The sequence below is a fragment of the Acinetobacter sp. YH12136 genome (assembly GCF_013418545.1).
Lineage (GTDB): Bacteria > Pseudomonadota > Gammaproteobacteria > Pseudomonadales > Moraxellaceae > Acinetobacter > Acinetobacter towneri.
On the sequence record NZ_VPBV01000019.1, the window covers coordinates 26,390 to 48,120 of the forward strand.

Below are 21,731 nucleotides of genomic sequence, written 5' to 3' on the forward strand. Positions count from 1 at the left end.
TTAGTACCGTTGCCAAACCGCGCTCAATTCTGTTTGTCCCATACGACTTAAATGATCAAGCACGACTTGTTCGAGGTAACTTAAATCTGTTTCAGTATTTTTTACCTGAATTTCAACTACAAGCTCATGTGTTTGGGGTATAAGTAGAATTGTGGCACTTGGCATCATAATTTGGTATTGGGTTGCGCTTTCTGCAACGTCAAATTTATGTTTCCAGTGGTTGAGTAGACGCTTGGCAATACGGCTTGCTTGCGTTGTTTGAATATGGGCAGAACTGTTCATCATCTGTTGAAACCAGCATGTTGTTCAAATGAGTAAAGACCTTTACTATAACAAAGCCAGACTGAAAGAACAGTGGAGTGCTGCAACAGAGCGTTGCGGAGATAGAACTATCAAATTGGCTGATCGACCTGAATCATCGAACTGAATGATCCAATCGTAACAGAATCCACCACACCAAGCAGTCTTTGCTATAATGCGCCACAATCCCAATATTTAGCTAGGTTCTCCCATGTCCAAGCCTTATTTAATTGCGCCGTCTATTTTATCTGCAGATTTTGCTCGTCTAGGCGAAGAAGTGGAAAATGTACTTCAGGCAGGTGCCGATGTGGTGCATTTTGATGTGATGGATAATCACTATGTACCGAATTTAACTTTCGGTGCAGGTGTATGTAAGGCATTGAAAAACTATGGTATTACTGCACCAATTGATGTGCACTTAATGGTAAAACCTGTAGACCGCATGATTGGTGATTTTCTAGAAGCGGGCGCAGACATTATCACGTTCCATCCTGAAGCTTCAGAGCATATTGACCGTTCATTGCAACTGATTAAATCGGGTGGGGCAAAAGCGGGTTTGGTCTTTAACCCTGCTACACCGCTGCATTATTTAGATTATGTACTTGATAAAGTTGATCAGATTTTACTCATGAGTGTGAACCCTGGTTTTGGTGGGCAAAAATTCATTCCAATGACTTTAGAGAAATTACGTCAGGCACGTCAAATCATTGATGCTTCAGGTCGTGATATCCGTTTAGAAGTCGATGGTGGTGTGGGACCTGCCAATATTCGTGAAATTGCAGAAGCGGGCGCAGATATGTTTGTTGCAGGCTCAGCAATTTTTGGCAAGCCAGACTATAAAACGGTGATTGATGAAATGCGTGCTGAATTGGCAAAAGTTGGCGCAGTCGAAGTATAAATTTCTACAATCACAAGTGCTTATGCTGTGGATAACTTTGTAGATAACCGTATGGATATCTATGTTGATAACACTATGGATAAGCCGATTAATTTATAAACATTTGTACATCAATTGTTTATGACTTATACAAAATAAGTATAAAAAGGATTCAGTCGAATCCTTTTTGTTTATTTTAAATACACTGAATTTATTGAGTATTTACTCAGTTAATTATAAAAATAAGTTGCTTAATATATAACTTGATTGTTTTAGTTGGCTTTTAAATCGCACGGATTCACTCTGTTTTTCAATGCAGAAGATATTGTGTATAAGTGGGGCTTGAATTATATTGAGTGCATTGCAGATTGTGGATTGTACTTGGCAAAAATGTTCAATTCTTGTGCAAGTTCAGGTCTGCATCTTTCATACTCAGGAATTTATTTAGTGCTGACTCAACCCTACAATCAAATGTGGTTTGTTGTCCTGATGGCATTTGTCATAGGGTGGAGTGGTATTGTTAGTGCTGCGGTAAAACCTGCACATGATTGGATGATGTCAAATCAGGCAGCAGGGTCTGAGATTCGACATTCTGCAACCGCAGCGAGTGAAATGACATCTTTACCAGATTGTCATACCACAGCTTTACAAACGTATCCTGAAACCAAGCAGCATATATCTGGGCATGATGCCAAGGCCAACCATCATCTCAGTCAGCACACATCCGCAACGGATACCGATTTAAATGCGGCAGATTGTTATGGCTCGGCTGATTTTTCTACTGCAAAGACGAATTGTCAGGACTGTGCGCAGTTGCATTGTCAAAGCTTAAACAGTGTGTTGAATGTGCAAGTCCCTGAACTGATTCAACCTATAGCATTTACATCGGTCAATATTCTATTGCCTGCTTATCAAGCTCAACATTTACTTGGGCATTGGCAGCAAATTTTACGTCCACCCAAAGCTTAATCCTGAATTCAAAACACCTTTACGTTTTATTTTAAGGATTAAGTCATGTCTAAATTTTATCAGCCTGCGCTGTTTTTAACAGTCTGTGCATTGTGTTCGAGTTCTGCATTTGCTGCGGTCAAGGAATATCACCTGACCATTGCAGAACAAACGGTCAATATCACGGGAAAACCTGTTCAACGTATTACAGTCAATGGACAATTTCCCGCGCCTGCACTCGAATTTGAAGAAGGCGATGAGGCGGTAATTCACGTTAATAATCAATTAAAAAATCAGGACTCATCTATTCACTGGCATGGTTTATTGTTGCCCGGTTTGATGGATGGTGTGCCTGGATTTAATGGTTTTCAAGGGATTAAGCCACAAGGACATTTTGTTTATCAATTTAAAGTACGTCAAAGTGGTACCTATTGGTATCACGCACATTCCAAAGGTCAGGAACAAGATGGTCTATACGGCTCTTTGGTGATTCATCCTAAAGCCAAGCCAGCCGTAAACGCACATGAATACACAGATCGTGATTATGTGGTGATGCTGTCAGATTTTCATGAAAAATCTAGCAATCAAATTCAGAAAGATTTAAAAATTTCAGCCGAGTTTTATCAAAATCAGCGTGAAACCTTAGGTGATGTTTGGCGTCAAGTACAGCGTGATGGGCTAAAAGCCACATGGTCAGACCGCAAAATGTGGAATCAGATGCGCATGCTGAAAACCGACCTTTCCGATGTCACAGGCTATACTTTTTTAATGAATGGCAAGACACCTGAACAGAACTGGACAGGTGTATTTAAGCCAAATGAAAAAGTGCGTTTACGTTTTATCAATGCCTCTGCCATGTCGTTTTATGATGTGCGGATTCCAAACTTAAAAATGACAGTGGTCAGTGCCGATGGTCAGCCAGTCAAACCTGTTACTGTGGATGAATTTCGTATCGGCACTGCAGAAACCTACGATGTGATTGTTGAACCTCAAGCAGCGCATTATCAAATTGAAGCGGAATCAATAGACCGCTCAGGTTTTGCTGTGGGTAGCTTGCAGAGTGAACTTCATTCTGCAACATCAAATCTACAGCTCCCTGCAGCGCGCCCGCGTGCTTTACTCACCATGCAAGATATGGGGCATGCTACAGAGCATTCAGGCGATGATCATTCCAAGATGAACCATGCAACGATGTCTGAAATGGATCACTCAAAAATGAATCATGCAGCGATGTCTGAAATGGATCATTCCAAAATGAACCATGCAGCGATGTCGGATATGGATCATTCCAAGATGAACCATGCAGCAATGTCGGAGATGGATCATTCCAAGATGAATCATGCAGCGATGTCGGAAATGGATCATTCCAAAATGAACCATGCAGCGATGTCGGAAATGGATCATTCCAAGATGAACCATGCAGCGATGTCAGAAATGGATCATTCCAAGATGAATCATGCGGTAATGTCGGAAATGGATCATTCCAAGATGAACCATGCAACAATGTCTGAAAATACGCATACACAACATGGCATGCCTTCAACAGAACACAAAAATGCGGTGGTATATGGATGGGCAAATGCTTCTACACCCGCGGGGCATAAAGCCTTGCACTATGAAGATTTGAAATCGCTGCAGCCACAAGCAGATACACGTGAACCCAGCAGTGAATTGGTCGTGCGTTTAGGCGGTACGATGGAGCGTTATATCTGGACAATCAACGGTAAGAAATTTAGTGATGCCACACCACTCAAGGTGAAATATGGTGAGCGTATTCGGATTAAATTTATCAATGACAGCATGATGGCGCATCCAATGCATTTACATGGCATGTTTATGCAGTTGGAAAATGGTCAAACGGCAGCAGAAATGCCGAATAAACACACCTTAATTGTGCCGCCAGGCAAAACCGTAACTGCACTGCTTACTGCAGATGAATTAGGTGAATGGGCAATACATTGTCATTTGCTCTATCACATGAGTGCGGGAATGATGAACAAATTGATTGTGGCACAGGTCAGTGATAATGAACCGCTTTCAACCACAGCGATTCAATCGACTCAAACCCCTTCAGCGACAGCGCAAAAAGGAGCAGCACATGCACAACACTAATCTTTTTGCGAAAACGGTTTTAAGTATTTTAGTCTGCTGCATCAGTACAGTTGGGTTGGCAGCGACAGAGGCGCATAGTGCACATGCCAGTTCAGCAGAAATTACAATAATCGCTGATCAGGCTGATACTCAATCGCATCAATTGCATCAATCCGCTTCGTCCGTGCAAGAGTTGCAGTCACACGATCATCGTAAAGTACATGGTGCGCAAATATATACGGTGAGCACTTTAGATACGCAATGGCAAGTGAATGATCATGCCGAGGGAGTACTCAAATCTGAATTACAAACTCGTATTGGAACTGATGAAAACAAGTTGTTTGTGAAAATTCATAGCGATAAGCACGAATCACAAGCGACTGAATATGATGCCAAGTTGTTATACAGTCGTATGATTTCAGATTTCTGGGATGTGCAAGCAGGTGTGCGTTATCGACATGAAGTGAATCAGCAAGCGCATCAAACAGACCGAGAAGATAAGTTTGACGCTGTGCTTGGCTTACATGGTTTAGCGCCTTATTTTTTTGAAACCGATGCTTATTTTTATTTGGGTGAAGATCAATATGCGGCTTTGAGTTTGGAAGCCACACGGGATCTGTTATTGACTCAGAAATTGATTGCACAGCCTTATTTAGATGTAGATGTTATTCTGCAGGATGATGCCAAATATGCGAAAAAAACAGGACTCAACCGCGCGGCTTTGGGTGTGGAAATGCGTTATGAAATCAGCAAGAACATCATGCCGTATATCAGTGCAGGTTATGAATATACGAAAGGTAATCAACAAACTGCTTGGCAGTCTGCAACCGATTCCGAGCAAGGCGGCTTATATGCGATAGGCTTGCGTTTCAGGTTTTAATGATTAGGGGTATTTATCAATGATTAAGTCAATGGATCGTTGCTGCTTCTAAATAGAATAGATTGTCCCTAAATACATAGGCTTGGTTTATACTGAGCCTATTGTATTTTTGGGTGTGGCGTATGTCTTCATCAACTCAAGATCCTCAATTAAATCAAGATAAAAACTTAGAAAACCAAAATCTAAACAATGCTAGCTGTGGTTGCGATACACAAAAAAATGTAAACCAGCCTTGTGCAACTGCCCCTATACAGTCCGAGTCATGTGACGCCACAGGCTGTGGTTCATCTTGTGATACAGAAAAAAGTTGTGCTGATCAAAATAGCTGTACATCTGCAACGACTGCCAAGACAGATAAAGCAACAGTCGTAGGTTCTGAACTTTTGAGTCCGTGGGTGAGTGCGTACCATATTCCTAAAATGGATTGCGGCGCAGAAGAACAAATGGTGCGGATTGCTTTGGCAGACCATAATGATATTGCTGCCTTATCTTTTGATTTGCCTGCACGACTTTTAAAGGTTTATCACCACAATCAATCTGCCACAGAAATCACCCATAAATTAGAAGCATTGGGTTTGGGTGCTGTGCTGCAACAGACTGAAGCCAATACACAAACCGAATTGCCTGTATCTAACAGTGCTGAACAACAAAAAGTGCTGTATGCCTTGCTTGGCATTAATGCCGCTATGTTTTTGGTGGAATTGATTGCAGGTTTAATTGCATCTTCTACAGGGTTAATTGCCGACTCCTTAGATATGTTTGCCGATGCCGCCGTGTATGGTTTGGCTTTATTTGTGGTGGGGCAATCTGCCAAGAAACAGCTCAAAGCTGCGCATTTGTCTGGTTGGGTGCAACTGGGTTTGGCTGCACTGGTTATTTTTGATGTCCTGCGCCGTTTCTTCTTTGGCAGTGAGCCTGAATCCATATTGATGATGGGAATTGGCGCTGTGGCATTGGTGGCGAACGTTACCTGTTTATGGCTGATTTCAGGGCATAAAGATGGTGGAACTCATATGCAGGCCAGTTATATTTTTTCCGCCAATGATGTGATTGTGAATTTAGGTGTGATTATCGCGGGCGGTTTGGTGATGCTCACAGGCTCGAATTATCCAGACCTAATTATTGGCTTAGTTGTGGCCATGTTTGTGTTGAATGGTGCGCGCAAAATTTTAAGTTTAAAATAGACGGGTCATCGCTGCGCGATGGCTTAAATTGCAACAGGAGGAACGACCTCCCTTGTTTGGGTTTTTAGAAATAGTCAAAGCAACTAAATACTCGACAAGAAAAATCTTCAGGACGGCCTGATTTCATGCTATTGAAGGAGGGCGTTATGGCCTGGTTAATGTTGATATTGGCGGGTATTTTTGAAGTGGTTTGGGCATATTCTATGAAACTGTCTGATGGCTTTAGTAAATTAACGCCCAGTATCGTGACGCTCTTTTTTATGATTTTAAGTTTTGCCTTGCTTGCGTATGCTATGCGTAGTTTACCTTTAGGTACGGCTTATACGATTTGGACAGGTATAGGTGCAGTCGGTTCATTTTTAGTGGGTGTTTTTGTTTTAGGCGAACCTGCCAGCGCCATGCGAATGTTGGCTGCAGTTCTGATTATTTCAGGTTTGGTGCTGATGAAAATTTCATCCACATAATTGGGAGTGTGGTTGTTTGGTGTGTAAGCGCAATCACAGATCGGTTTGAGTTAAAACAGGATGAGCTGATACCCAACCTGCTTGAGGAGAAAAAATAATGCAACTGGCATTTACTGAAATGGACACTCCCGTAGGTGTGCTTAAATTGGTGGCTCATGATCACGCATTGGTCGCGGTAATGTGGGATAACGAAGATCACAAACGGGTACGTTTAGCCAATTTAGTTCGACAAGATGATCATCCAATTTTGCTCAAAACTCAGCAGCAACTCCAAGAGTATTTTGCAGGTCAGCGTCAGCAATTTGATGTGCCTCTTGATTTTGAAGGCACTGAATTTCAGAAGAAAGTCTGGCAGGCGTTATTAAGCATTCCTTTTGGGGAAACTCGTAGTTATAAGCAAATTGCCGAACAAGTTGGTAGTGAGAATGCGATGCGTGCCGTAGGGGCGGCAAATGGCAAAAATCCAATTTCGATTATTGCACCGTGTCATCGGGTGGTGGGTGCAAGTGGAAAATTGGTGGGCTTTGCAGGCGGGTTGGATAATAAAGCGATTTTGTTAAAGTTAGAATCTTCAACTTCAAAAGTTTAAATGACTGAGATTCAACAACAATTTTGATCAAAATAAAATAGAGCAGGGGAAATGTTAAAAACATTATTGTTGCAGTTTTGGTGGCTTATTCTGCTTGTTGCAGGTGTAGGGCTGATCAAAATTTTCAAACCTTTTCTAAAGGGAAAGGTGGGGGAACTCGCAGTAAGTACGCATGTGAAGTTGTATTTAGATGAACATTATATCTTGTTGAATGATGTAACTTTGCCTGATGAGTTCGCAGGAACAACTCAAATAGATCATATTTTATTGAGTCCTTTTGGGGTTTTTGTGATTGAAACAAAAAACTATAAAGGCTGGATTTTTGGTGGAGAACGCCAAAAAGTATGGACACAAAAAATTTATAAAAAGACCTACAAGTTTCAAAATCCTGTCTATCAGAACTATAAGCATATAAAAGTTTTGGAATCAGTATTGAGCGATATTGTCGAGCCTGAATATCTGCATTCTGTGATTGTATTTATGCCAGACTGTGAGTTTAAGACCTCTTTGCCCAACAATGTTTTTAAAGGCAGTGCATGGGTTGAGTATGTCAAAGGTTTTCGGCATGAAGTCATTTCACCGATGAAACTGAAACGTATTCAGCTGAGAATTGAAAAAGAACTACTTGATAAGTCTTGGAAAACCAATCGTCAACATGTCGAAAATTTGAAACAACGGCACGAACGTTAAAAAGTTGCAATGAAAAACCCTGATACAAGGTGATCAGGGTTTGAAGGAGTTGAACGATAAGCACTAAAACCTTTTCGGAATTTTCTGTCCGTTCGGTACAGGCGTTTCCGCGTATTTAAGCACACCAAACAACCAAGTTTCAGCATGTTGTACCGCTTGTTTCAGTTGATCTCCCATTGCCAAGCGCCCTGCAATAAAGCTCGCCAATGAACAGCCTGAACCGTGATATTCACCTTCAAGCCGTGGACAGCGGGTTTCTGAAACCATTTCATTGTTAATATACAGTGCATTACGAATATGATCAGGGGTATCTTCATGCCCACCTTTGACCAAAACGGCCTGCGCGCCCATTGCAAATAATTTAGCTGTTGCGCTTTCTAAATCATCTTCACCCGTTAAGGCACGTAATTCCACAGTATTTGGCGTGATTAAAGTCGCCAGTGGAATCAACTCGACAAATGCCTGAACCAAAGTCGCTTGATCACCTAAAGAACCACCACTATTGGCAACCAAAACAGGGTCAAGCACATATAAATAATCAGGATGTGCACGTAAAAAATCTGCCAGCGCTGCAATATTGTCAGTGGTGCCCAACATGCCCGACTTTACAACTTTAATGGGCAAATCATTCACCACCGCATTGGCTTGCGCCAATAACAATTCTTTAGACGTTGCTTCAAAGCCAAATACTTGCTGAGAGTTTTGAATGGTCAGTGCTGTGCAGGCAATCGCTGCATGTGCACCGCTATTGCCAACGGCTTCAATATCAGCCTGTAAACCAGCGCCACCCGAAGGGTCTAAACCAGAAAAACATAGTACTGTTGGTCGCACACACATATCCTTAATTGCTTCTATTTACGTTAGTATAGGCAACTTTGGAGTAACACTCGATAGTCATTTAGGCACATAGGCTGACATTGTGATAAAGAACCTTTTAATTGATTTAGATGGCACGCTGACCGACCCGAAAGAGGGCATTACCGCTTCTGCGCGTTATGGTTTGGCTAAGGTTGGACATCCTATTGCAGATACGGAAAATATTGATTGGATTATCGGGCCGCCCTTAAAAGCCTCTTTGGCAAAATTACTTCATGTAGATGTGCATGACGTATTGGCAGAGCAAGCCTTAGCAGGCTATCGAGAGCGTTTTGCTGCAACAGGCTTATTTGAAAATCATGTCTTTGAAGATGTTGCTGCAACATTGGCAGATTTAAAACAGCAAGGCTATCGACTGTTTTTAGCAACAGCCAAACCTGAAATTTATGCACGCCAAATTTTAGATCACTTCGATTTATTGCAATATTTTGAATATCCCTACGGTAGCGAACTAAATGGTGAGCGTACCAATAAAGCGGATTTAATTGCCTATATTTTGCAGCAAGAACAATTGCAACCTGAACAATGTTTAATGATTGGAGATCGTGAACACGATATTTTAGGTGCACGAGCCAATGGAGTCGATTGTGTTGCAGTCGAATACGGCTATGGTTCGGCTCAGGAGTTAGACTTGGCTGCACCAAAACATAGAATTCAGTGTTTTGCGCAAATTTTGTCGGTGCTTGAACAGTTATCTGGATGAGCGAGATGCTTACATCTGTTTGCATTTCTAGCGCAGTGTTATTGCAAAGATCGTGCTTCAATATTTAATTTGAATATTTAATTTTAATATTGAAAGAGGGTATGTGATGAAGATATTTAGTCAATCTATTGCAGTAGTAGCGGTTTCAATACTGATGACTGCATGTGCCAATCATGCTGCTACATCCACAACACCTACTGCGCAGGTCGAAATGTACACATCATTGCAACATCGACAGTGTGAGCCAGATTCAGGTTTAACCCTTACGGAAATTGTTCAGCGTTTACAGCAAGCACAGATTCAGGTGAAGCGGGCCAGTGTAGGTTCAGATGGGCGGATGTATGCACAGGTCTGTGGTGGTGCAGATGGAAAAATTGCTATTGTCACGATTCCTCAATCTCAGCAGAAACAAGCAGCGGCATTGGGCTTTCAGCCTTACTCACAAATACGTTGAATTAAAGCATAAGTGCTGTTTTTAGTTGTCACCCATAAAAAAACCTCAGTTCTTTGCACTGAGGTTTTTTTACAACCGAATCAGGTTGAGATGTCAGGATACTTGGCGTTTCAAATTTTAGAACTGTGGTTTTACCACGACTAAAATTACAATCGCTAATAGCAGCACAGTCGGCATTTCATTGAAGAATCGCCAGAACTTGTGTGATTTATAATGCGCATTGCCAATCAGTTTTTGGCGGTAATAGCCACAAACCAAATGGTAAATCACCAATAAACCGACCAATGCTACTTTCAGGTAAAACCATAACGCATCGTGGTAATTGCGGGTCGCATCGCCCCAATCTACCAAAAAGTGTGCCGTGATGAGGGTGGCAATCATAGACGGCCACATAATCCCTCGGTACAACTTGCGCTCCATGATTTCAAAACGCTGATGGCTCAGTGTATCTTCACTCATGGCATGGTAAACATATAAACGTGGTAAGTAGAACAATGCAGCGAACCAGCAAACCACGGCAATAATATGTAATGCTTTTACCCATAAAAAAGCATCAGAAGGTGCATCCATCGACTATCCTATAGGAGATTATTCATCCCACTTCTTGAAAATAAGGCAGGCATTTACACCGCCAAAACCAAAACTGTTACTCATCACAGTATTCAATTTTGTGTCGCGTTTTTCAAGTACGATATCAAATGCTTTCGCGCCTTCATCAAGTTCAGTGACGTTGATGTTTGGTGCAATGAAGTCGTTTTGCATCATCAAGACAGAATAAATTGCTTCTTGAACGCCTGCAGCACCCAAGCTGTGACCAGTCATTGACTTCGTTGAGCTAAGAGCAGGCACTTTACCTTCACCAAACGCACGTTCCATGGCTTTCAATTCAGTCACGTCGCCTGCTGGAGTAGAAGTACCATGTGTGTTCACATAGTCAATTGCGTCTACACCGTGTTGTTTCGCTTCGTCTAAAGCCATCAAGATACAACGTGTTGCACCTTCACCGCTTGGTGCAACCATGTCTGCACCGTCAGAGTTTGCAGCATACGCAACCACTTCAGCTAAAATATTTGCACCACGTGCTTGTGCGTGTTCAAGTGATTCAAGAACCACGAAACCACCACCACCTGCAATGACGAAACCATCACGGTCTGCAGAGTACGGACGAGATGCTGTTTCTGGTGTGTCGTTGTATTTAGAACACAAAGCACCCATCGCATCAAACAATAAGCTTTGTGACCAGTGATCTTCTTCACCGCCACCTGCAAGCATTAAATCTTGTTTACCCAATTGAATTAGGTTGTAGGCATAACCAATTGCATCGGCAGAAGTTGCGCATGCACTGGTAATTGAGTGCGCGATACCTTGTAATTTGAACGCAACACCCAAGTTTGCCGTAATGGTGTTCGACATGTTACGTGGTACGAAGAACGGGCCAATTTTACGTGCCCCTTTTTCTTCAAGTAGCTCAATCATTTCTGCAACAGATGCAGTTGAGTTACCGCCTGAACCACCCGCGATACCGTAACGTGGGTTGCCTGCTAAATCTTCTTGCTTTAAGCCCGCATGTTCAATGGCATCTACTGCAGCGTTGTAAGCGTACATCGCACACACGCCCATAAAGCGTTTTAATTTACGGTCAATGTGGTTAAAGTTTTGTTCTGCTGCTGCACTTACGTGGCTTTTGAAATTAAGTTCAGCATAAGTTGGGTTGGAACGTGTCCCAGAAATACCGTTTTGTAAAGAATGAGTCACAGCTTCTAAAGTATTACCAATGCACGAGTTAATGCCCATGCCGGTGATTACAACACGTTTCATCTACAGATCCCTTTTATGGTGATAATGTTGAGCCGAACACCGTGACTGCCAAGCAATCGCTGATACGGTATGACTCATGTCTTACAATTGCGTTCATAATAGCAGAAAGAATTTTGAATTCTTATGGCAAATATGATGCCACTTTGCAGGGAAGATCAAACCGCAGTAAAGCAGCAAATAAGATGCAGGAAGCCAACCAAAAGATACACAATCACATTGAGATAAACTTAGACTACACCTAGTATTTACCCATAAATCATAGAAATTAAAAATGAGGAGTAAGAATGTCAGATTCCAACAATAAACAATCAAGCGGATTCTTCTCGAATGCGATTGGAGTGGCTAAAAAGCTCAGCAGTACAGGCATCCATGTATTGCAGCAAGTTGCACCGGGTACTGTAGCGAAGGATGAGCACAGTGCAAAATCAGGGCAAATTATTGAAGGTCAGGCACGTAGTTTTAGTGCTTTTCAAGCGCGTCAGTATGACAATCCTCAACACATGCTCAGACAGCATGTGCCACAAGTTTCACGTCAGCTTTTAGGACGTCACTATAATCGCGTCAATCAGGTAGCGAGTTTTGTGTCGCCCGATTTTTCCGACAAAATTTCAGATTATTTATTTGATCAGCTGAATAGTTTTACCTCCAATATTAGCTCTGTTGATGATGTGCTTGATCAAGCAGGTGTGCGCGATTTAGAAGAATTGACTCAAGATGTAGATCGTTCTAAACGAATTAGTCAGGCACTCGCAGAACAAAATAAATGGATTGCATCACTGCAAGGCGCATTGACAGGTGCAACAGGAGTAATCGGTTCAACTATTGATGTGCCTGCATCTATTGTGATGTCTTTGCGTACCATTTATCAGGTGGGACGTGCATACGGTTTTGAACTGAACAAAGACACCGAGCAAGAAATTGTTCAGTTTATTTTTAAACAAATTGATTTAGGCATCATTGCAGAAAAGCAAGCGGTACTGATGGGGCTAAAAACCTTATCCAATATGCTGCAAACTCATGATGTGCATCAATTACAAAATATGCTCGGTTCAAGCAATGATTATGAGGCATTAAAGAAATACTTCTTGAATGAGCAAGGTCAAGTCAAATGGTCGTGGTTGAATCATGTACCTAAGTTTTCCATGTTGAATAAACTCACGCCTGTAGCAACCGCATCGGTGAGTGCAGTATATAGCTGGAAATTGGTGGAAGATGTGCATCACAAGGCACAGCAAGTGTTTTCCAATGCCCGTAGCTATTTAATTCAGCATAAAGACAGCAATTTATCAGCCATTCATGCGTATGAAAAATCGTTGGAATTGCTGGCACAGGCTGCGCCTAAACTCTTGGAGCAATTGAAGGGCAATGAAGCTAAACATGCGGAGCAAGATGAATTAGTAGCGGGGCAAGAGCGCGCGGAATCTGCGCCGTCAGATGCTTTAGTGCAAACCGTATCAGACCATGAAAGTATCCGAGCGGTAAAAGTGCAGAAAAAATCGGACAAAGTGGAAACAACTGCAGCACAGCTCGATGAAAATATTCAGCAAGGTCTAGAAGAATTGGCAGATCAAATGCTAGAGCCACATGCTGAAGTTGCACCGCAAAAACCTGCTGTACCTGCAGAAGAAATTGATGAATATAGGCTGGAAGATGCTTTAGAGCCTGTGGAAGATTCAACCCAAGTGGCTGAAACTGTTTCGGAAAATCCAGTAACATCAAGTACAGAAACTGCAAAGCAGGTTACAAAAAAGCCGAGAACTCGTACAAGTACTCGCAAGCCAAAAGCTGAATAAAAACAAGTGATAAGTAGAAATTTGGTTGGTATTTTAACTGCCTATGAAATATTGACCATTTTTCTATCTTCGCTTACAATTGCATGCCCTCAAAAAGTAGTATGTTTTTGGGGCTTTTTATTAACGGGAGAATTGCCACATGGCAACAACAAATCAGTTGATCCGTAAGGGTCGTACGACTTTGGTTGAAAAATCAAAAGTTCCTGCGTTGAAGGCTTGTCCACAACGTCGTGGTGTTTGTACACGTGTTTACACAACTACACCTAAAAAACCTAACTCAGCAATGCGTAAAGTTTGCCGTGTTCGCTTAACTTCAGGTTTTGAAGTTTCTAGCTACATCGGTGGTGAAGGTCACAACCTACAAGAGCACAGTGTTGTTCTTATCCGTGGTGGTCGTGTTAAAGACTTACCAGGTGTACGTTACCATACCGTTCGTGGTTCTTTAGACTGTGCTGGTGTGAAAGATCGTAACCAGTCACGTTCTAAATACGGTGCTAAACGTCCTAAGAAATAATCTTTTAAAGATTAAACTCTTAGTTCGTAGAACTGCAATCCTTTATCGTCTCGCTTGTCTGATTTCTGCATTTAATTTTGTGAAATTCAAGCGACGTGTAGTAAGGCCAGCGAAATGCACACGACACTTTGTGCTACGGCTGGATCACCCTGAAGTGTCATATTTATAGGTAGTTTAAAATGCCAAGACGTCGCGTAGTCGCTGCTCGTGAAATCCTTCCGGATCCTAAATTCAGCAGCCAAACAATCGCTAAATTCATGAACCACGTAATGCAAGATGGTAAAAAATCTATTGCTGAAAGTATCGTTTACGGTGCTTTAGACCGCGTTCAAGAAAAATCTAAAGTAGACCCAGTTGAATTTTTTGAAGCTACGCTTGAAAAAGTTCGTCCAATGGTCGAAGTAAAAGCACGCCGTGTTGGTGGTGCTACTTATCAAGTTCCTATGGAAGTACGCCCATCCCGTCGTACTGCTTTAGCGATGCGTTGGTTGGTAGATGCTGCTGCTAAGCGTTCTGAAAAAACTATGGCGTTACGTCTTGCTGGCGAGTTGCTTGATGCATCTGAAGGTAAAGGCGCAGCGATCAAAAAACGTGAAGATGTGCACCGTATGGCTGAAGCCAACAAAGCCTTCTCTCACTACCGTTTCTAAGCGGATAAAACAGGCCCTAATCAGGAGGGTGATGAATCGGTTGTCACTGAATTGTCATCAAATCGCTTTAAGTTGCTAGGCAGCTTAAAGCGTCCTGTTTTAAACAACAAAATTTAGGAATGCTAGAAATCATGGCACGTCAAACCCCAATTTCTCGTTACCGTAACATTGGTATCTCTGCGCACATCGATGCGGGTAAAACAACAACTTCAGAACGTATTTTGTTCTATACAGGTGAAAGTCACAAACTTGGTGAAACTCACGAAGGTTCAGCAACAACTGACTGGATGGAACAAGAGCAAGAACGTGGTATTACTATTACCTCAGCAGCTGTAACATGCTTCTGGAAAGGTATGGGTAACCAATTTGACCAACACCGTATTAACGTAATTGACACACCGGGACACGTTGACTTCACAATTGAAGTTGAGCGTTCTATGCGTGTTCTTGACGGTGCATGTATGGTTTACTGTGCTGTAGGTGGTGTTCAACCGCAGTCTGAAACTGTATGGCGTCAAGCAAACAAATATAAAGTACCTCGTTTAGCGTTCGTTAACAAAATGGACCGTACTGGTGCAAACTTCTTCCGCGTAGTTGAACAAATGAAGACACGTTTGGGTGCTAACCCAGTGCCTATCGTTGTTCCAGTAGGCGCAGAAGACACATTTACAGGTGTTGTTGACTTAATCGAAATGAAGTCAATCATCTGGGATGAAGCTTCTCAAGGTATGAAGTTTGAATACGGCGAGATTCCAGCTGATCTTCAAGCAACTGCTGAAGAATGGCGTACTAACATGGTTGAAGCTGCTGCTGAAGCATCAGAAGAACTCATGGACAAGTACCTAGAAAATGGTGAACTTTCTAAAGAAGAAATCATTGCTGGTTTACGTCAACGTACATTAGCGGGTGAAATTCAACCTGCAATGTGTGGTTCTGCATTCAAAAACAAAGGTGTTCAACGTATGTTGGACGCAGTAATTGAATTCTTACCTGCACCAACTGACGTTGAAGCAATTAAAGGTATCTTAGACGACAAAGACGAAACTGAAGGTTCTCGTGAAGCGTCTGATGAAGCACCGTTTGCTGCGTTAGCGTTCAAAATCATGAACGACAAATTCGTTGGTAACTTAACGTTCGTACGTGTTTACTCAGGTGTTCTTAAAGCGGGTAGCCCGGTTTATAACCCAGTGAAAATGAAGCGTGAGCGTATTGGTCGTATCGTACAGATGCACGCAAATGACCGTCACGACATCGAAGAAATTCGTGCGGGTGATATCGCAGCGTGTGTAGGTCTTAAAGATACAACCACTGGTGATACATTGTGTGACGAAAACGCAGTGATTACACTAGAGCGTATGGAATTCCCAGAGCCAGTAATTGCATTGGCTGTTGAACCTAAGACTAAAGCTGACCAAGAAAAAATGTCAGTAGCTTTAGGTCGCTTGGCGAAAGAAGACCCTTCATTCCGCGTACGTACAGACGAAGAATCTGGCCAAACGATTATTGCGGGTATGGGTGAGCTTCACCTTGACATCATCGTTGACCGTATGAAGCGTGAATTCAACGTTGAAGCGAACATTGGTAAACCAATGGTTGCTTACCGTGAAACGATCAAAAAGTCTATCGAACAAGAAGGTAAGTTCGTACGTCAAACTGGTGGTAAAGGTAAATTCGGTCACGTATTCGTACGTTTAGAGCCGCTTGATCCTGAAGCTGGTAAAGATTACGAATTCGCTGAAGAAGTTGTAGGTGGTGTAGTACCTAAAGAATTCTTCGGTGCAGTAGACAAAGGTATCCAAGAACGTATGAAGAATGGTGTCTTGGCTGGTTACCCAGTTGTAGGCATTAAAGCTACATTGTTCGACGGTTCTTACCACGATGTCGACTCTGACGAATTATCGTTCAAAATGGCAGGTTCTTACGCATTCCGTGATGGTTTCATGAAAGCAGATCCTATCCTTCTTGAACCAATCATGAAAGTTGAAGTAGAAACTCCAGAAGACTACATGGGCGATATCATGGGTGACTTAAACCGTCGTCGTGGTATGGTTCAAGGTATGGACGACTTACCTGGCGGTACTAAAGCAATTCGTGCTGAAGTTCCACTTGCTGAGATGTTTGGTTACGCAACACACATGCGTTCTATGTCTCAAGGTCGTGCGACTTACTCTATGGAATTTGCTAAATATGCTGAAACTCCACGTAACGTGGCTGATGGCATTATTGCTAAATTCCAGTCTGGTGGTAAAAAAGGTGACGACGAGTAATCTTTCGATTACTATAAGCGCAAACTAATTCATAGTTAAAAACCTAATGCTCATGGAGTGATCCTCCATGAGTCGTTTTAAAAAGGAAGATCTCATGGCTAAGGCTAAGTTCGAACGTAATAAGCCACACGTTAACGTGGGCACAATCGGTCACGTTGACCATGGTAAAACAACTTTAACAGCTGCAATTGCAACTGTATGTGCAAAAAAATTCGGTGGTGAAGCGAAAGACTACGCTGCAATCGACTCTGCACCAGAAGAAAAAGCACGTGGTATTACAATTAATACTTCTCACGTAGAATACGACTCTCCAACTCGTCACTACGCGCACGTAGACTGCCCAGGCCACGCCGACTATGTTAAAAACATGATCACTGGTGCTGCTCAGATGGACGGTGCGATCCTTGTTTGTTCAGCGACTGATGGTCCAATGCCACAAACTCGTGAACACATCCTTCTTTCTCGTCAGGTAGGTGTACCTTACATCATCGTATTCTTAAACAAATGCGATATCGTAGACGACGAAGAGTTAATCGAATTAGTTGAAATGGAAGTTCGTGAACTTCTTTCTACTTACGACTTCCCAGGCGATGACACTCCAGTAATCCGTGGTTCTGCTCTTGCAGCACTTAACGGTGAATCAGGTCAATACGGCGAAGACGCTGTTGTAGCTCTTGTTGAAGCGCTTGACACTTACATTCCAGAGCCAGTACGTGCAATCGACCAAGCATTCTTAATGCCAATCGAAGACGTATTTTCAATTTCTGGTCGTGGTACAGTAGTAACTGGCCGTGTTGAAACTGGTATCGTGAAAGTAGGCGAAGAAGTTGAAATCGTTGGTATCAAAGACACAGTTAAAACAACTGTAACTGGCGTAGAAATGTTCCGTAAACTTCTAGACGAAGGTCGTGCGGGTGAGAACTGTGGTGTTCTTCTACGTGGTACTAAGCGTGAAGACGTACAACGTGGTCAAGTACTTGCTAAACCAGGTACAATCAAGCCACACACTAAATTCGATGCGGAAGTATATGTACTTTCTAAAGAAGAAGGTGGTCGTCACACTCCATTCCTTAACGGTTACCGTCCACAATTCTATTTCCGTACAACTGACGTAACTGGTGCAATCCAGTTGAAAGAAGGCGTTGAAATGGTAATGCCAGGTGACAACGTAGAAATGTCAGTAGAATTAATCCACCCAATCGCAATGGACGCTGGTTTACGCTTCGCGATCCGTGAAGGTGGTCGTACTGTAGGTGCGGGTGTTGTTGCTAAAGTAACAGCATAATCACTGTATAGTCTGAAAAAGCGCTCCATTTGGAGCGCTTTTTTTATGGTTATTTTTTATCTATATCACAAAAAAATTTAAAGCCTCGCTATTTGTGCTTTTGCACCACAAAAACAATTTCACTCATCATTATTTTTGTCCCTCATGTCCTGAACTGACAATTTGCTGTCCTTAACTGCACTTAAACAAAAACGAGAAAACTTTAAGATGAAAGCAAGTCAAAAATAAGAAATACGTCGGTTACTGAATAGATGTATTGGTTTTACAGTAATCGAGGGAGATAAAATATGAATGCTAAAGTCAGTATTAGTCAGCGAGCAGGAGCAAGTTTCCCTGTACGTCGCATGAATTTTAACTTTGATGCATTGCCAGAATATTGGATGAGTGGGAATGCTGGTCTTACCCATTTTATGACTGCATTATCTGCTTTATTCCCTGCAGGTGAAAAGTTCTTTATAGACAGTGTACGTGTTGTACGTTATCACCCAATGTTAAAAGACAATGCTGAATTGCAAAAAGAAATCAGTGCTTTTATTGGTCAAGAAGCCATGCATACACATGAGCATGTGGGCTTTAATGCTTCAGCGCAAAAGTTTGGACATGATGTTGATACTTTAGATCGTCACACTGATACAGTCATTCAGACTACACGCAAGCTGCTTGCCAAAATCGCAAAACCGGTTGGTATTACACAGGAAATGGTGGATTTAACTGCAACCACAGCCTTAGAGCATTTTACGGCTACGATTGCCTCACAATTATTGACCAATTCACATATTCAAGAATTGATGACCGATGACACCATGAAAACTATGTGGTTGTGGCATGCGATTGAAGAAAACGAACATAAAGCTGTTGCGTATGATGTATTTGAAGGTGTGTTTGGCAAAGGTCTGAAAGCCTATGCACTACGTACAAGTTCTTTGGTTATTTCGATGCTGACTTTATTTTTTGTACAAAACTATTTTTTGTGGCGTTTACTAAAACAAGACAAGCAGTTGAATTTGGAAAATTTACGCATGATTTATCGTTATGCCTATAGTCCATCTAAAGGGATTATTACAGGCATGGGCAAAGAAATGTTGTTCTATTTCAAACCGAATTTTCATCCTAACGATTTTGATACCACAACATTATTAAATACTTGGAAAGCTAAATTAGGCTTTTAAACTTTTCCTTTTGGTCAGGCAACGTAAGTTGCCTTTTTTTTTGCTCGATTTTTTTGTCGTGAAATCTATAATGCCTACATCTTAGAACAGCACAAGATCATTTCTTATGATTCGTTTAATGCAAGCCCATGATGTCGCCGATGTGGTTGCGATTGAAAATTTGGTACAAAGTCATCCGTGGAGTGCCAAACAATTTGCCGAAGCGGTAGAGAGTTATCACAGTACCGTGATTGAACATGCAGGGAGAGTGGTGGGTTTTTGTATTTTGCAACCTGTGTTGGATGAAGCAAATTTGTTGTTGATGGCGGTGCATCCAAGTCAGCAAGGCAAAGGTTTAGGTTATCAACTGCTAGAACATTCTATTGCAGGTTTGAAAAACCAACCTGTGCAGATTTTTTTAGAAGTACGTGAAAGTAATTTAGCTGCGATAGCCCTGTATGAAAAGTCAGGTTTTCATCAAATTGATTTACGTAAAAATTATTATCCTAAAACGGATGGCACACGGGAGCATGCCATTATTATGGTGAAATCTTATAGCGATGATTTTGCCAGTTTGTTTAAGTGAATCTGATCGATGCAAAAATCAGTATTGCATCATTACATTTTTATTTGATGATGGAGTTATTCCAGCCTAAGGGCAGCGTGGTCATTAAGGAGTTTCCCAATTGCTGCACCTCATCGGTATTTAGGCTGCGGTTAATGCGTCGCCATTGACCATCAAGCAGTAGCTCAAGGGGCACATATTGCGATTTATAGTTCATTTTATTGGAATGTGGTACCCAATAACCTAAGTAAACATATTGCAGTCCCAAATGCTGTGCCTGTTCAATTTGTTTTAATACCGCAAATGTTCCGAGTGAGCGACGACTTTCGTCTGGGTCAAAAAAGGTATAGACCGCAGAAATACCATCATCTAAATAATCACAGGTCGATACTGCAATTAAGCGATCATCTTGCCAAACCTCTAAAAAGAAGCTGCTGGTACAACTGTGGATTAGGAATTTTTCAAATTGGTCACGGCTGGCAGGGAACATATCGCCATCGGCATGTCGTTCATTGATATAGCGTTCATACAGCGCATAATGCAAATCACCTGCATCTTGTGGCTTGGTGATTTTGATCTGTAAATCGTGATTGCGTTTCCAAGCTTTCTTTTGCGTGCTGTTCATTTTAAATTCAGCGACAGGAATACGTGAAGAAAGGCATTGGCGGCACAAATGGCATTCAGGACGATAGACAAAATCGCCACTGCGACGAAAACCGACCCGAGAGAGTTCAGACAAAGTCAGCACATCAATTTTATGTGCAGGATCTAAAAAAACCATCCGCGCAGATTTTTCAGGTAAATAGCTGCAATCATGCGGCGGAGTAATGTAATACTGCAAATCATTTAGCAGGGATTTTGGGTGATATGAATTCATTTTCAAGATCCCTCTCTGTTATTGTCATTCAAATAGGCGCGCATACTGCGCTATTGTTTTACTTGAAAATACACTGTCCTGATATTTTTTCCAATTGATTGCAGGCTGTTTTACAACATCTTGTAACGATTTAAGATAGTCTTGGCGAGAAAGTGTACATGCGCCCAGACTAATTAAATGATCATTGACCAATTGACAGTCAATCCAAGGCAATTGTTGTTCTTGTCCGAGCAGCATCAAACTATAAAATGCCATTTTAGATACATCAGTGCGATGGCTAAACATGGACTCACCAAAACAGCCCTTGCCAATGCTGACCCCATATAAACCACCGACCAAAAGATCTTGCTCCCAAACTTCGACACTGTAGCCATAACCTGCTGCAAAAAGCTGACTGTAACCTTGAATGATCTCTTCAGAAATCCAAGTTTCATTGGCATAGCTACGGGGCAAGGCACAATTGCGAATTACCTGTTCAAAGGCATGATTGACAGTAATGCGATAATCCATTTTTTTCATGTTGCGGATTAAAGACTTACTCGGCTGATAATGTTGCGGAATAATCACGCAACGTGGCTCAGGACTCCACCAACAAATAGGATCACCTTCTGAAAACCATGGAAATAAGCCATGTGTATAGGCTTCATATAAGGTTGAAGGGGAAAGGTCTGCACCTACACAAATCAAGCCTTCACCCTCAGGATCAACTTCAATGGGATCGGGGAAAATGAATTGTGAAGCCGGGAGCGTGTGCATAT

23 protein-coding genes are annotated in these 21,731 nt (G+C 42.0%); 17 read left to right on the forward strand and 6 right to left on the reverse strand.

All coding sequences use genetic code 11. The annotated features are described in order from the left end of the window. Positions 1-282 carry a DUF2218 domain-containing protein gene (locus FTU71_RS09715; RefSeq protein WP_026438437.1) on the reverse strand — a complete coding sequence of 94 codons (282 nt, stop codon included), beginning with the start codon at positions 280-282 and terminating at the stop codon, positions 1-3. A gap of 229 nt (positions 283-511) precedes the next feature. Between FTU71_RS09715 and rpe the strand changes: the two genes are divergently transcribed. The 8 genes from rpe (at position 512) to FTU71_RS09755 (ending at position 8,023) form a co-directional block, all read left to right on the forward strand. After that, positions 512-1,198 (forward strand): ribulose-phosphate 3-epimerase, encoded by a 687-nt coding sequence (rpe, locus tag FTU71_RS09720; protein WP_004975246.1) that lies wholly within the window; start codon positions 512-514, stop codon positions 1,196-1,198. Between the two features lie 426 nt (positions 1,199-1,624). Further along, complete coding sequence (locus FTU71_RS09725) at positions 1,625-2,146, forward strand: hypothetical protein (protein ID WP_253105011.1); 522 nt, start codon at positions 1,625-1,627, stop codon at positions 2,144-2,146. Between the two features lie 45 nt (positions 2,147-2,191). After that, positions 2,192-4,237, forward strand: a complete 2,046-nt coding sequence (locus FTU71_RS09730; protein WP_180111921.1) for a multicopper oxidase domain-containing protein — start codon at positions 2,192-2,194, stop codon at positions 4,235-4,237. Next, positions 4,224-5,096 carry a copper resistance protein B gene (locus FTU71_RS09735; protein WP_180006081.1) on the forward strand — a complete coding sequence of 291 codons (873 nt, stop codon included), beginning with the start codon at positions 4,224-4,226 and terminating at the stop codon, positions 5,094-5,096. Before FTU71_RS09730 ends, FTU71_RS09735 begins: the two co-directional genes overlap by 14 nt. Positions 5,097-5,218: 122 nt before the next feature. Then, positions 5,219-6,280, forward strand: coding sequence for a cation transporter (locus FTU71_RS09740; RefSeq protein ID WP_180006080.1), 1,062 nt, complete (start codon positions 5,219-5,221; stop codon positions 6,278-6,280). Between the two features lie 146 nt (positions 6,281-6,426). Next, positions 6,427-6,744, forward strand: coding sequence for a quaternary ammonium compound efflux SMR transporter SugE (gene sugE / locus FTU71_RS09745; protein WP_180006079.1), 318 nt, complete (start codon positions 6,427-6,429; stop codon positions 6,742-6,744). A 97-nt stretch (positions 6,745-6,841) separates the two neighbouring features. After that, positions 6,842-7,333, forward strand: a complete 492-nt coding sequence (locus tag FTU71_RS09750; RefSeq protein ID WP_180006078.1) for a methylated-DNA--[protein]-cysteine S-methyltransferase — start codon at positions 6,842-6,844, stop codon at positions 7,331-7,333. A gap of 51 nt (positions 7,334-7,384) precedes the next feature. Next, complete coding sequence (locus FTU71_RS09755; RefSeq protein WP_180006077.1) at positions 7,385-8,023, forward strand: nuclease-related domain-containing protein; 639 nt, start codon at positions 7,385-7,387, stop codon at positions 8,021-8,023. A gap of 63 nt (positions 8,024-8,086) precedes the next feature. On the opposite strand, the gene FTU71_RS09760 is transcribed toward FTU71_RS09755, so the two are convergent. Then, positions 8,087-8,854, reverse strand: a complete 768-nt coding sequence (locus FTU71_RS09760) for a hydroxymethylpyrimidine/phosphomethylpyrimidine kinase (protein ID WP_180006076.1) — start codon at positions 8,852-8,854, stop codon at positions 8,087-8,089. An 88-nt stretch (positions 8,855-8,942) separates the two neighbouring features. Here FTU71_RS09760 and FTU71_RS09765 point away from each other — a divergent pair, with 88 nt between their 5' ends. Then, entirely contained in the window at positions 8,943-9,602 is a 660-nt protein-coding gene (locus tag FTU71_RS09765; RefSeq protein ID WP_019837216.1) for an HAD-IA family hydrolase, read from the forward strand. A 106-nt stretch (positions 9,603-9,708) separates the two neighbouring features. Continuing rightward, entirely contained in the window at positions 9,709-10,056 is a 348-nt protein-coding gene (locus FTU71_RS09770) for a hypothetical protein (RefSeq protein WP_004975264.1), read from the forward strand. Between the two features lie 117 nt (positions 10,057-10,173). Here the strand turns inward: FTU71_RS09770 and hemJ are convergent, their stop codons facing one another. Both hemJ and FTU71_RS09780 read right to left on the reverse strand, forming a co-directional pair. Then, a complete protein-coding gene (gene hemJ, locus FTU71_RS09775) occupies positions 10,174-10,626 on the reverse strand; it encodes a protoporphyrinogen oxidase HemJ (protein ID WP_004975266.1) in 453 nt (150 codons plus the stop codon). 18 nt (positions 10,627-10,644) lie between these two features. Beyond that, positions 10,645-11,874, reverse strand: coding sequence for a beta-ketoacyl synthase N-terminal-like domain-containing protein (locus FTU71_RS09780; protein WP_004975268.1), 1,230 nt, complete (start codon positions 11,872-11,874; stop codon positions 10,645-10,647). A gap of 284 nt (positions 11,875-12,158) precedes the next feature. Here FTU71_RS09780 and FTU71_RS09785 point away from each other — a divergent pair, with 284 nt between their 5' ends. The 7 genes from FTU71_RS09785 to rimI all read left to right on the forward strand — a co-directional run bounded on the left by FTU71_RS09785 (position 12,159) and on the right by rimI (position 20,117). Continuing rightward, positions 12,159-13,667, forward strand: a complete 1,509-nt coding sequence (locus FTU71_RS09785) for an EcsC family protein (protein ID WP_180111922.1) — start codon at positions 12,159-12,161, stop codon at positions 13,665-13,667. Positions 13,668-13,806: 139 nt separating this feature from the next. Continuing rightward, positions 13,807-14,181: a 30S ribosomal protein S12 gene (rpsL, locus tag FTU71_RS09790; protein WP_000246374.1), complete on the forward strand. Its 375-nt coding sequence runs from the start codon at positions 13,807-13,809 to the stop codon at positions 14,179-14,181. 179 nt (positions 14,182-14,360) lie between these two features. Beyond that, complete coding sequence (gene rpsG / locus FTU71_RS09795) at positions 14,361-14,831, forward strand: 30S ribosomal protein S7 (RefSeq protein ID WP_004975277.1); 471 nt, start codon at positions 14,361-14,363, stop codon at positions 14,829-14,831. Between the two features lie 131 nt (positions 14,832-14,962). Beyond that, positions 14,963-17,098, forward strand: a complete 2,136-nt coding sequence (fusA, locus tag FTU71_RS09800; RefSeq protein ID WP_179990306.1) for an elongation factor G — start codon at positions 14,963-14,965, stop codon at positions 17,096-17,098. Positions 17,099-17,192: 94 nt separating this feature from the next. Beyond that, positions 17,193-18,383 carry an elongation factor Tu gene (tuf, locus tag FTU71_RS09805; protein ID WP_179989672.1) on the forward strand — a complete coding sequence of 397 codons (1,191 nt, stop codon included), beginning with the start codon at positions 17,193-17,195 and terminating at the stop codon, positions 18,381-18,383. 287 nt (positions 18,384-18,670) lie between these two features. Then, positions 18,671-19,552 (forward strand): metal-dependent hydrolase, encoded by an 882-nt coding sequence (locus tag FTU71_RS09810; protein WP_180111923.1) that lies wholly within the window; start codon positions 18,671-18,673, stop codon positions 19,550-19,552. 106 nt (positions 19,553-19,658) lie between these two features. Next, entirely contained in the window at positions 19,659-20,117 is a 459-nt protein-coding gene (gene rimI / locus FTU71_RS09815) for a ribosomal protein S18-alanine N-acetyltransferase (RefSeq protein ID WP_180111924.1), read from the forward strand. A gap of 40 nt (positions 20,118-20,157) precedes the next feature. On the opposite strand, the gene FTU71_RS09820 is transcribed toward rimI, so the two are convergent. Both FTU71_RS09820 and aat read right to left on the reverse strand, forming a co-directional pair. Further along, a complete protein-coding gene (locus FTU71_RS09820; RefSeq protein WP_131261724.1) occupies positions 20,158-20,973 on the reverse strand; it encodes an arginyltransferase in 816 nt (271 codons plus the stop codon). A gap of 24 nt (positions 20,974-20,997) precedes the next feature. Next, entirely contained in the window at positions 20,998-21,729 is a 732-nt protein-coding gene (aat, locus tag FTU71_RS09825; RefSeq protein ID WP_096902699.1) for a leucyl/phenylalanyl-tRNA--protein transferase, read from the reverse strand. Between the last annotated feature and the right edge of the window lie 2 nt (positions 21,730-21,731).

Coding starts and splice junctions, on each gene's coding strand:
- rimI (WP_180111924.1), top strand. CDS start 19,659: ATGATTCGTTTAATGCAAGCCCATGATGTCGCCGATGTGGTTGCGATT.
- FTU71_RS09785 (WP_180111922.1), top strand. CDS start 12,159: ATGTCAGATTCCAACAATAAACAATCAAGCGGATTCTTCTCGAATGCG.
- FTU71_RS09810 (WP_180111923.1), top strand. CDS start 18,671: ATGAATGCTAAAGTCAGTATTAGTCAGCGAGCAGGAGCAAGTTTCCCT.
- rpsG (WP_004975277.1), top strand. CDS start 14,361: ATGCCAAGACGTCGCGTAGTCGCTGCTCGTGAAATCCTTCCGGATCCT.
- FTU71_RS09730 (WP_180111921.1), top strand. CDS start 2,192: ATGTCTAAATTTTATCAGCCTGCGCTGTTTTTAACAGTCTGTGCATTG.
- FTU71_RS09770 (WP_004975264.1), top strand. CDS start 9,709: ATGAAGATATTTAGTCAATCTATTGCAGTAGTAGCGGTTTCAATACTG.
- FTU71_RS09820 (WP_131261724.1), bottom strand. CDS start 20,973: ATGAATTCATATCACCCAAAATCCCTGCTAAATGATTTGCAGTATTAC.
- aat (WP_096902699.1), bottom strand. CDS start 21,729: ATGCACACGCTCCCGGCTTCACAATTCATTTTCCCCGATCCCATTGAA.
- tuf (WP_179989672.1), top strand. CDS start 17,193: ATGGCTAAGGCTAAGTTCGAACGTAATAAGCCACACGTTAACGTGGGC.
- rpe (WP_004975246.1), top strand. CDS start 512: ATGTCCAAGCCTTATTTAATTGCGCCGTCTATTTTATCTGCAGATTTT.
- FTU71_RS09755 (WP_180006077.1), top strand. CDS start 7,385: ATGTTAAAAACATTATTGTTGCAGTTTTGGTGGCTTATTCTGCTTGTT.
- hemJ (WP_004975266.1), bottom strand. CDS start 10,626: ATGGATGCACCTTCTGATGCTTTTTTATGGGTAAAAGCATTACATATT.
- rpsL (WP_000246374.1), top strand. CDS start 13,807: ATGGCAACAACAAATCAGTTGATCCGTAAGGGTCGTACGACTTTGGTT.
- FTU71_RS09780 (WP_004975268.1), bottom strand. CDS start 11,874: ATGAAACGTGTTGTAATCACCGGCATGGGCATTAACTCGTGCATTGGT.
- FTU71_RS09735 (WP_180006081.1), top strand. CDS start 4,224: ATGCACAACACTAATCTTTTTGCGAAAACGGTTTTAAGTATTTTAGTC.
- sugE (WP_180006079.1), top strand. CDS start 6,427: ATGGCCTGGTTAATGTTGATATTGGCGGGTATTTTTGAAGTGGTTTGG.
- FTU71_RS09740 (WP_180006080.1), top strand. CDS start 5,219: ATGTCTTCATCAACTCAAGATCCTCAATTAAATCAAGATAAAAACTTA.
- FTU71_RS09715 (WP_026438437.1), bottom strand. CDS start 282: ATGAACAGTTCTGCCCATATTCAAACAACGCAAGCAAGCCGTATTGCC.
- FTU71_RS09750 (WP_180006078.1), top strand. CDS start 6,842: ATGCAACTGGCATTTACTGAAATGGACACTCCCGTAGGTGTGCTTAAA.
- fusA (WP_179990306.1), top strand. CDS start 14,963: ATGGCACGTCAAACCCCAATTTCTCGTTACCGTAACATTGGTATCTCT.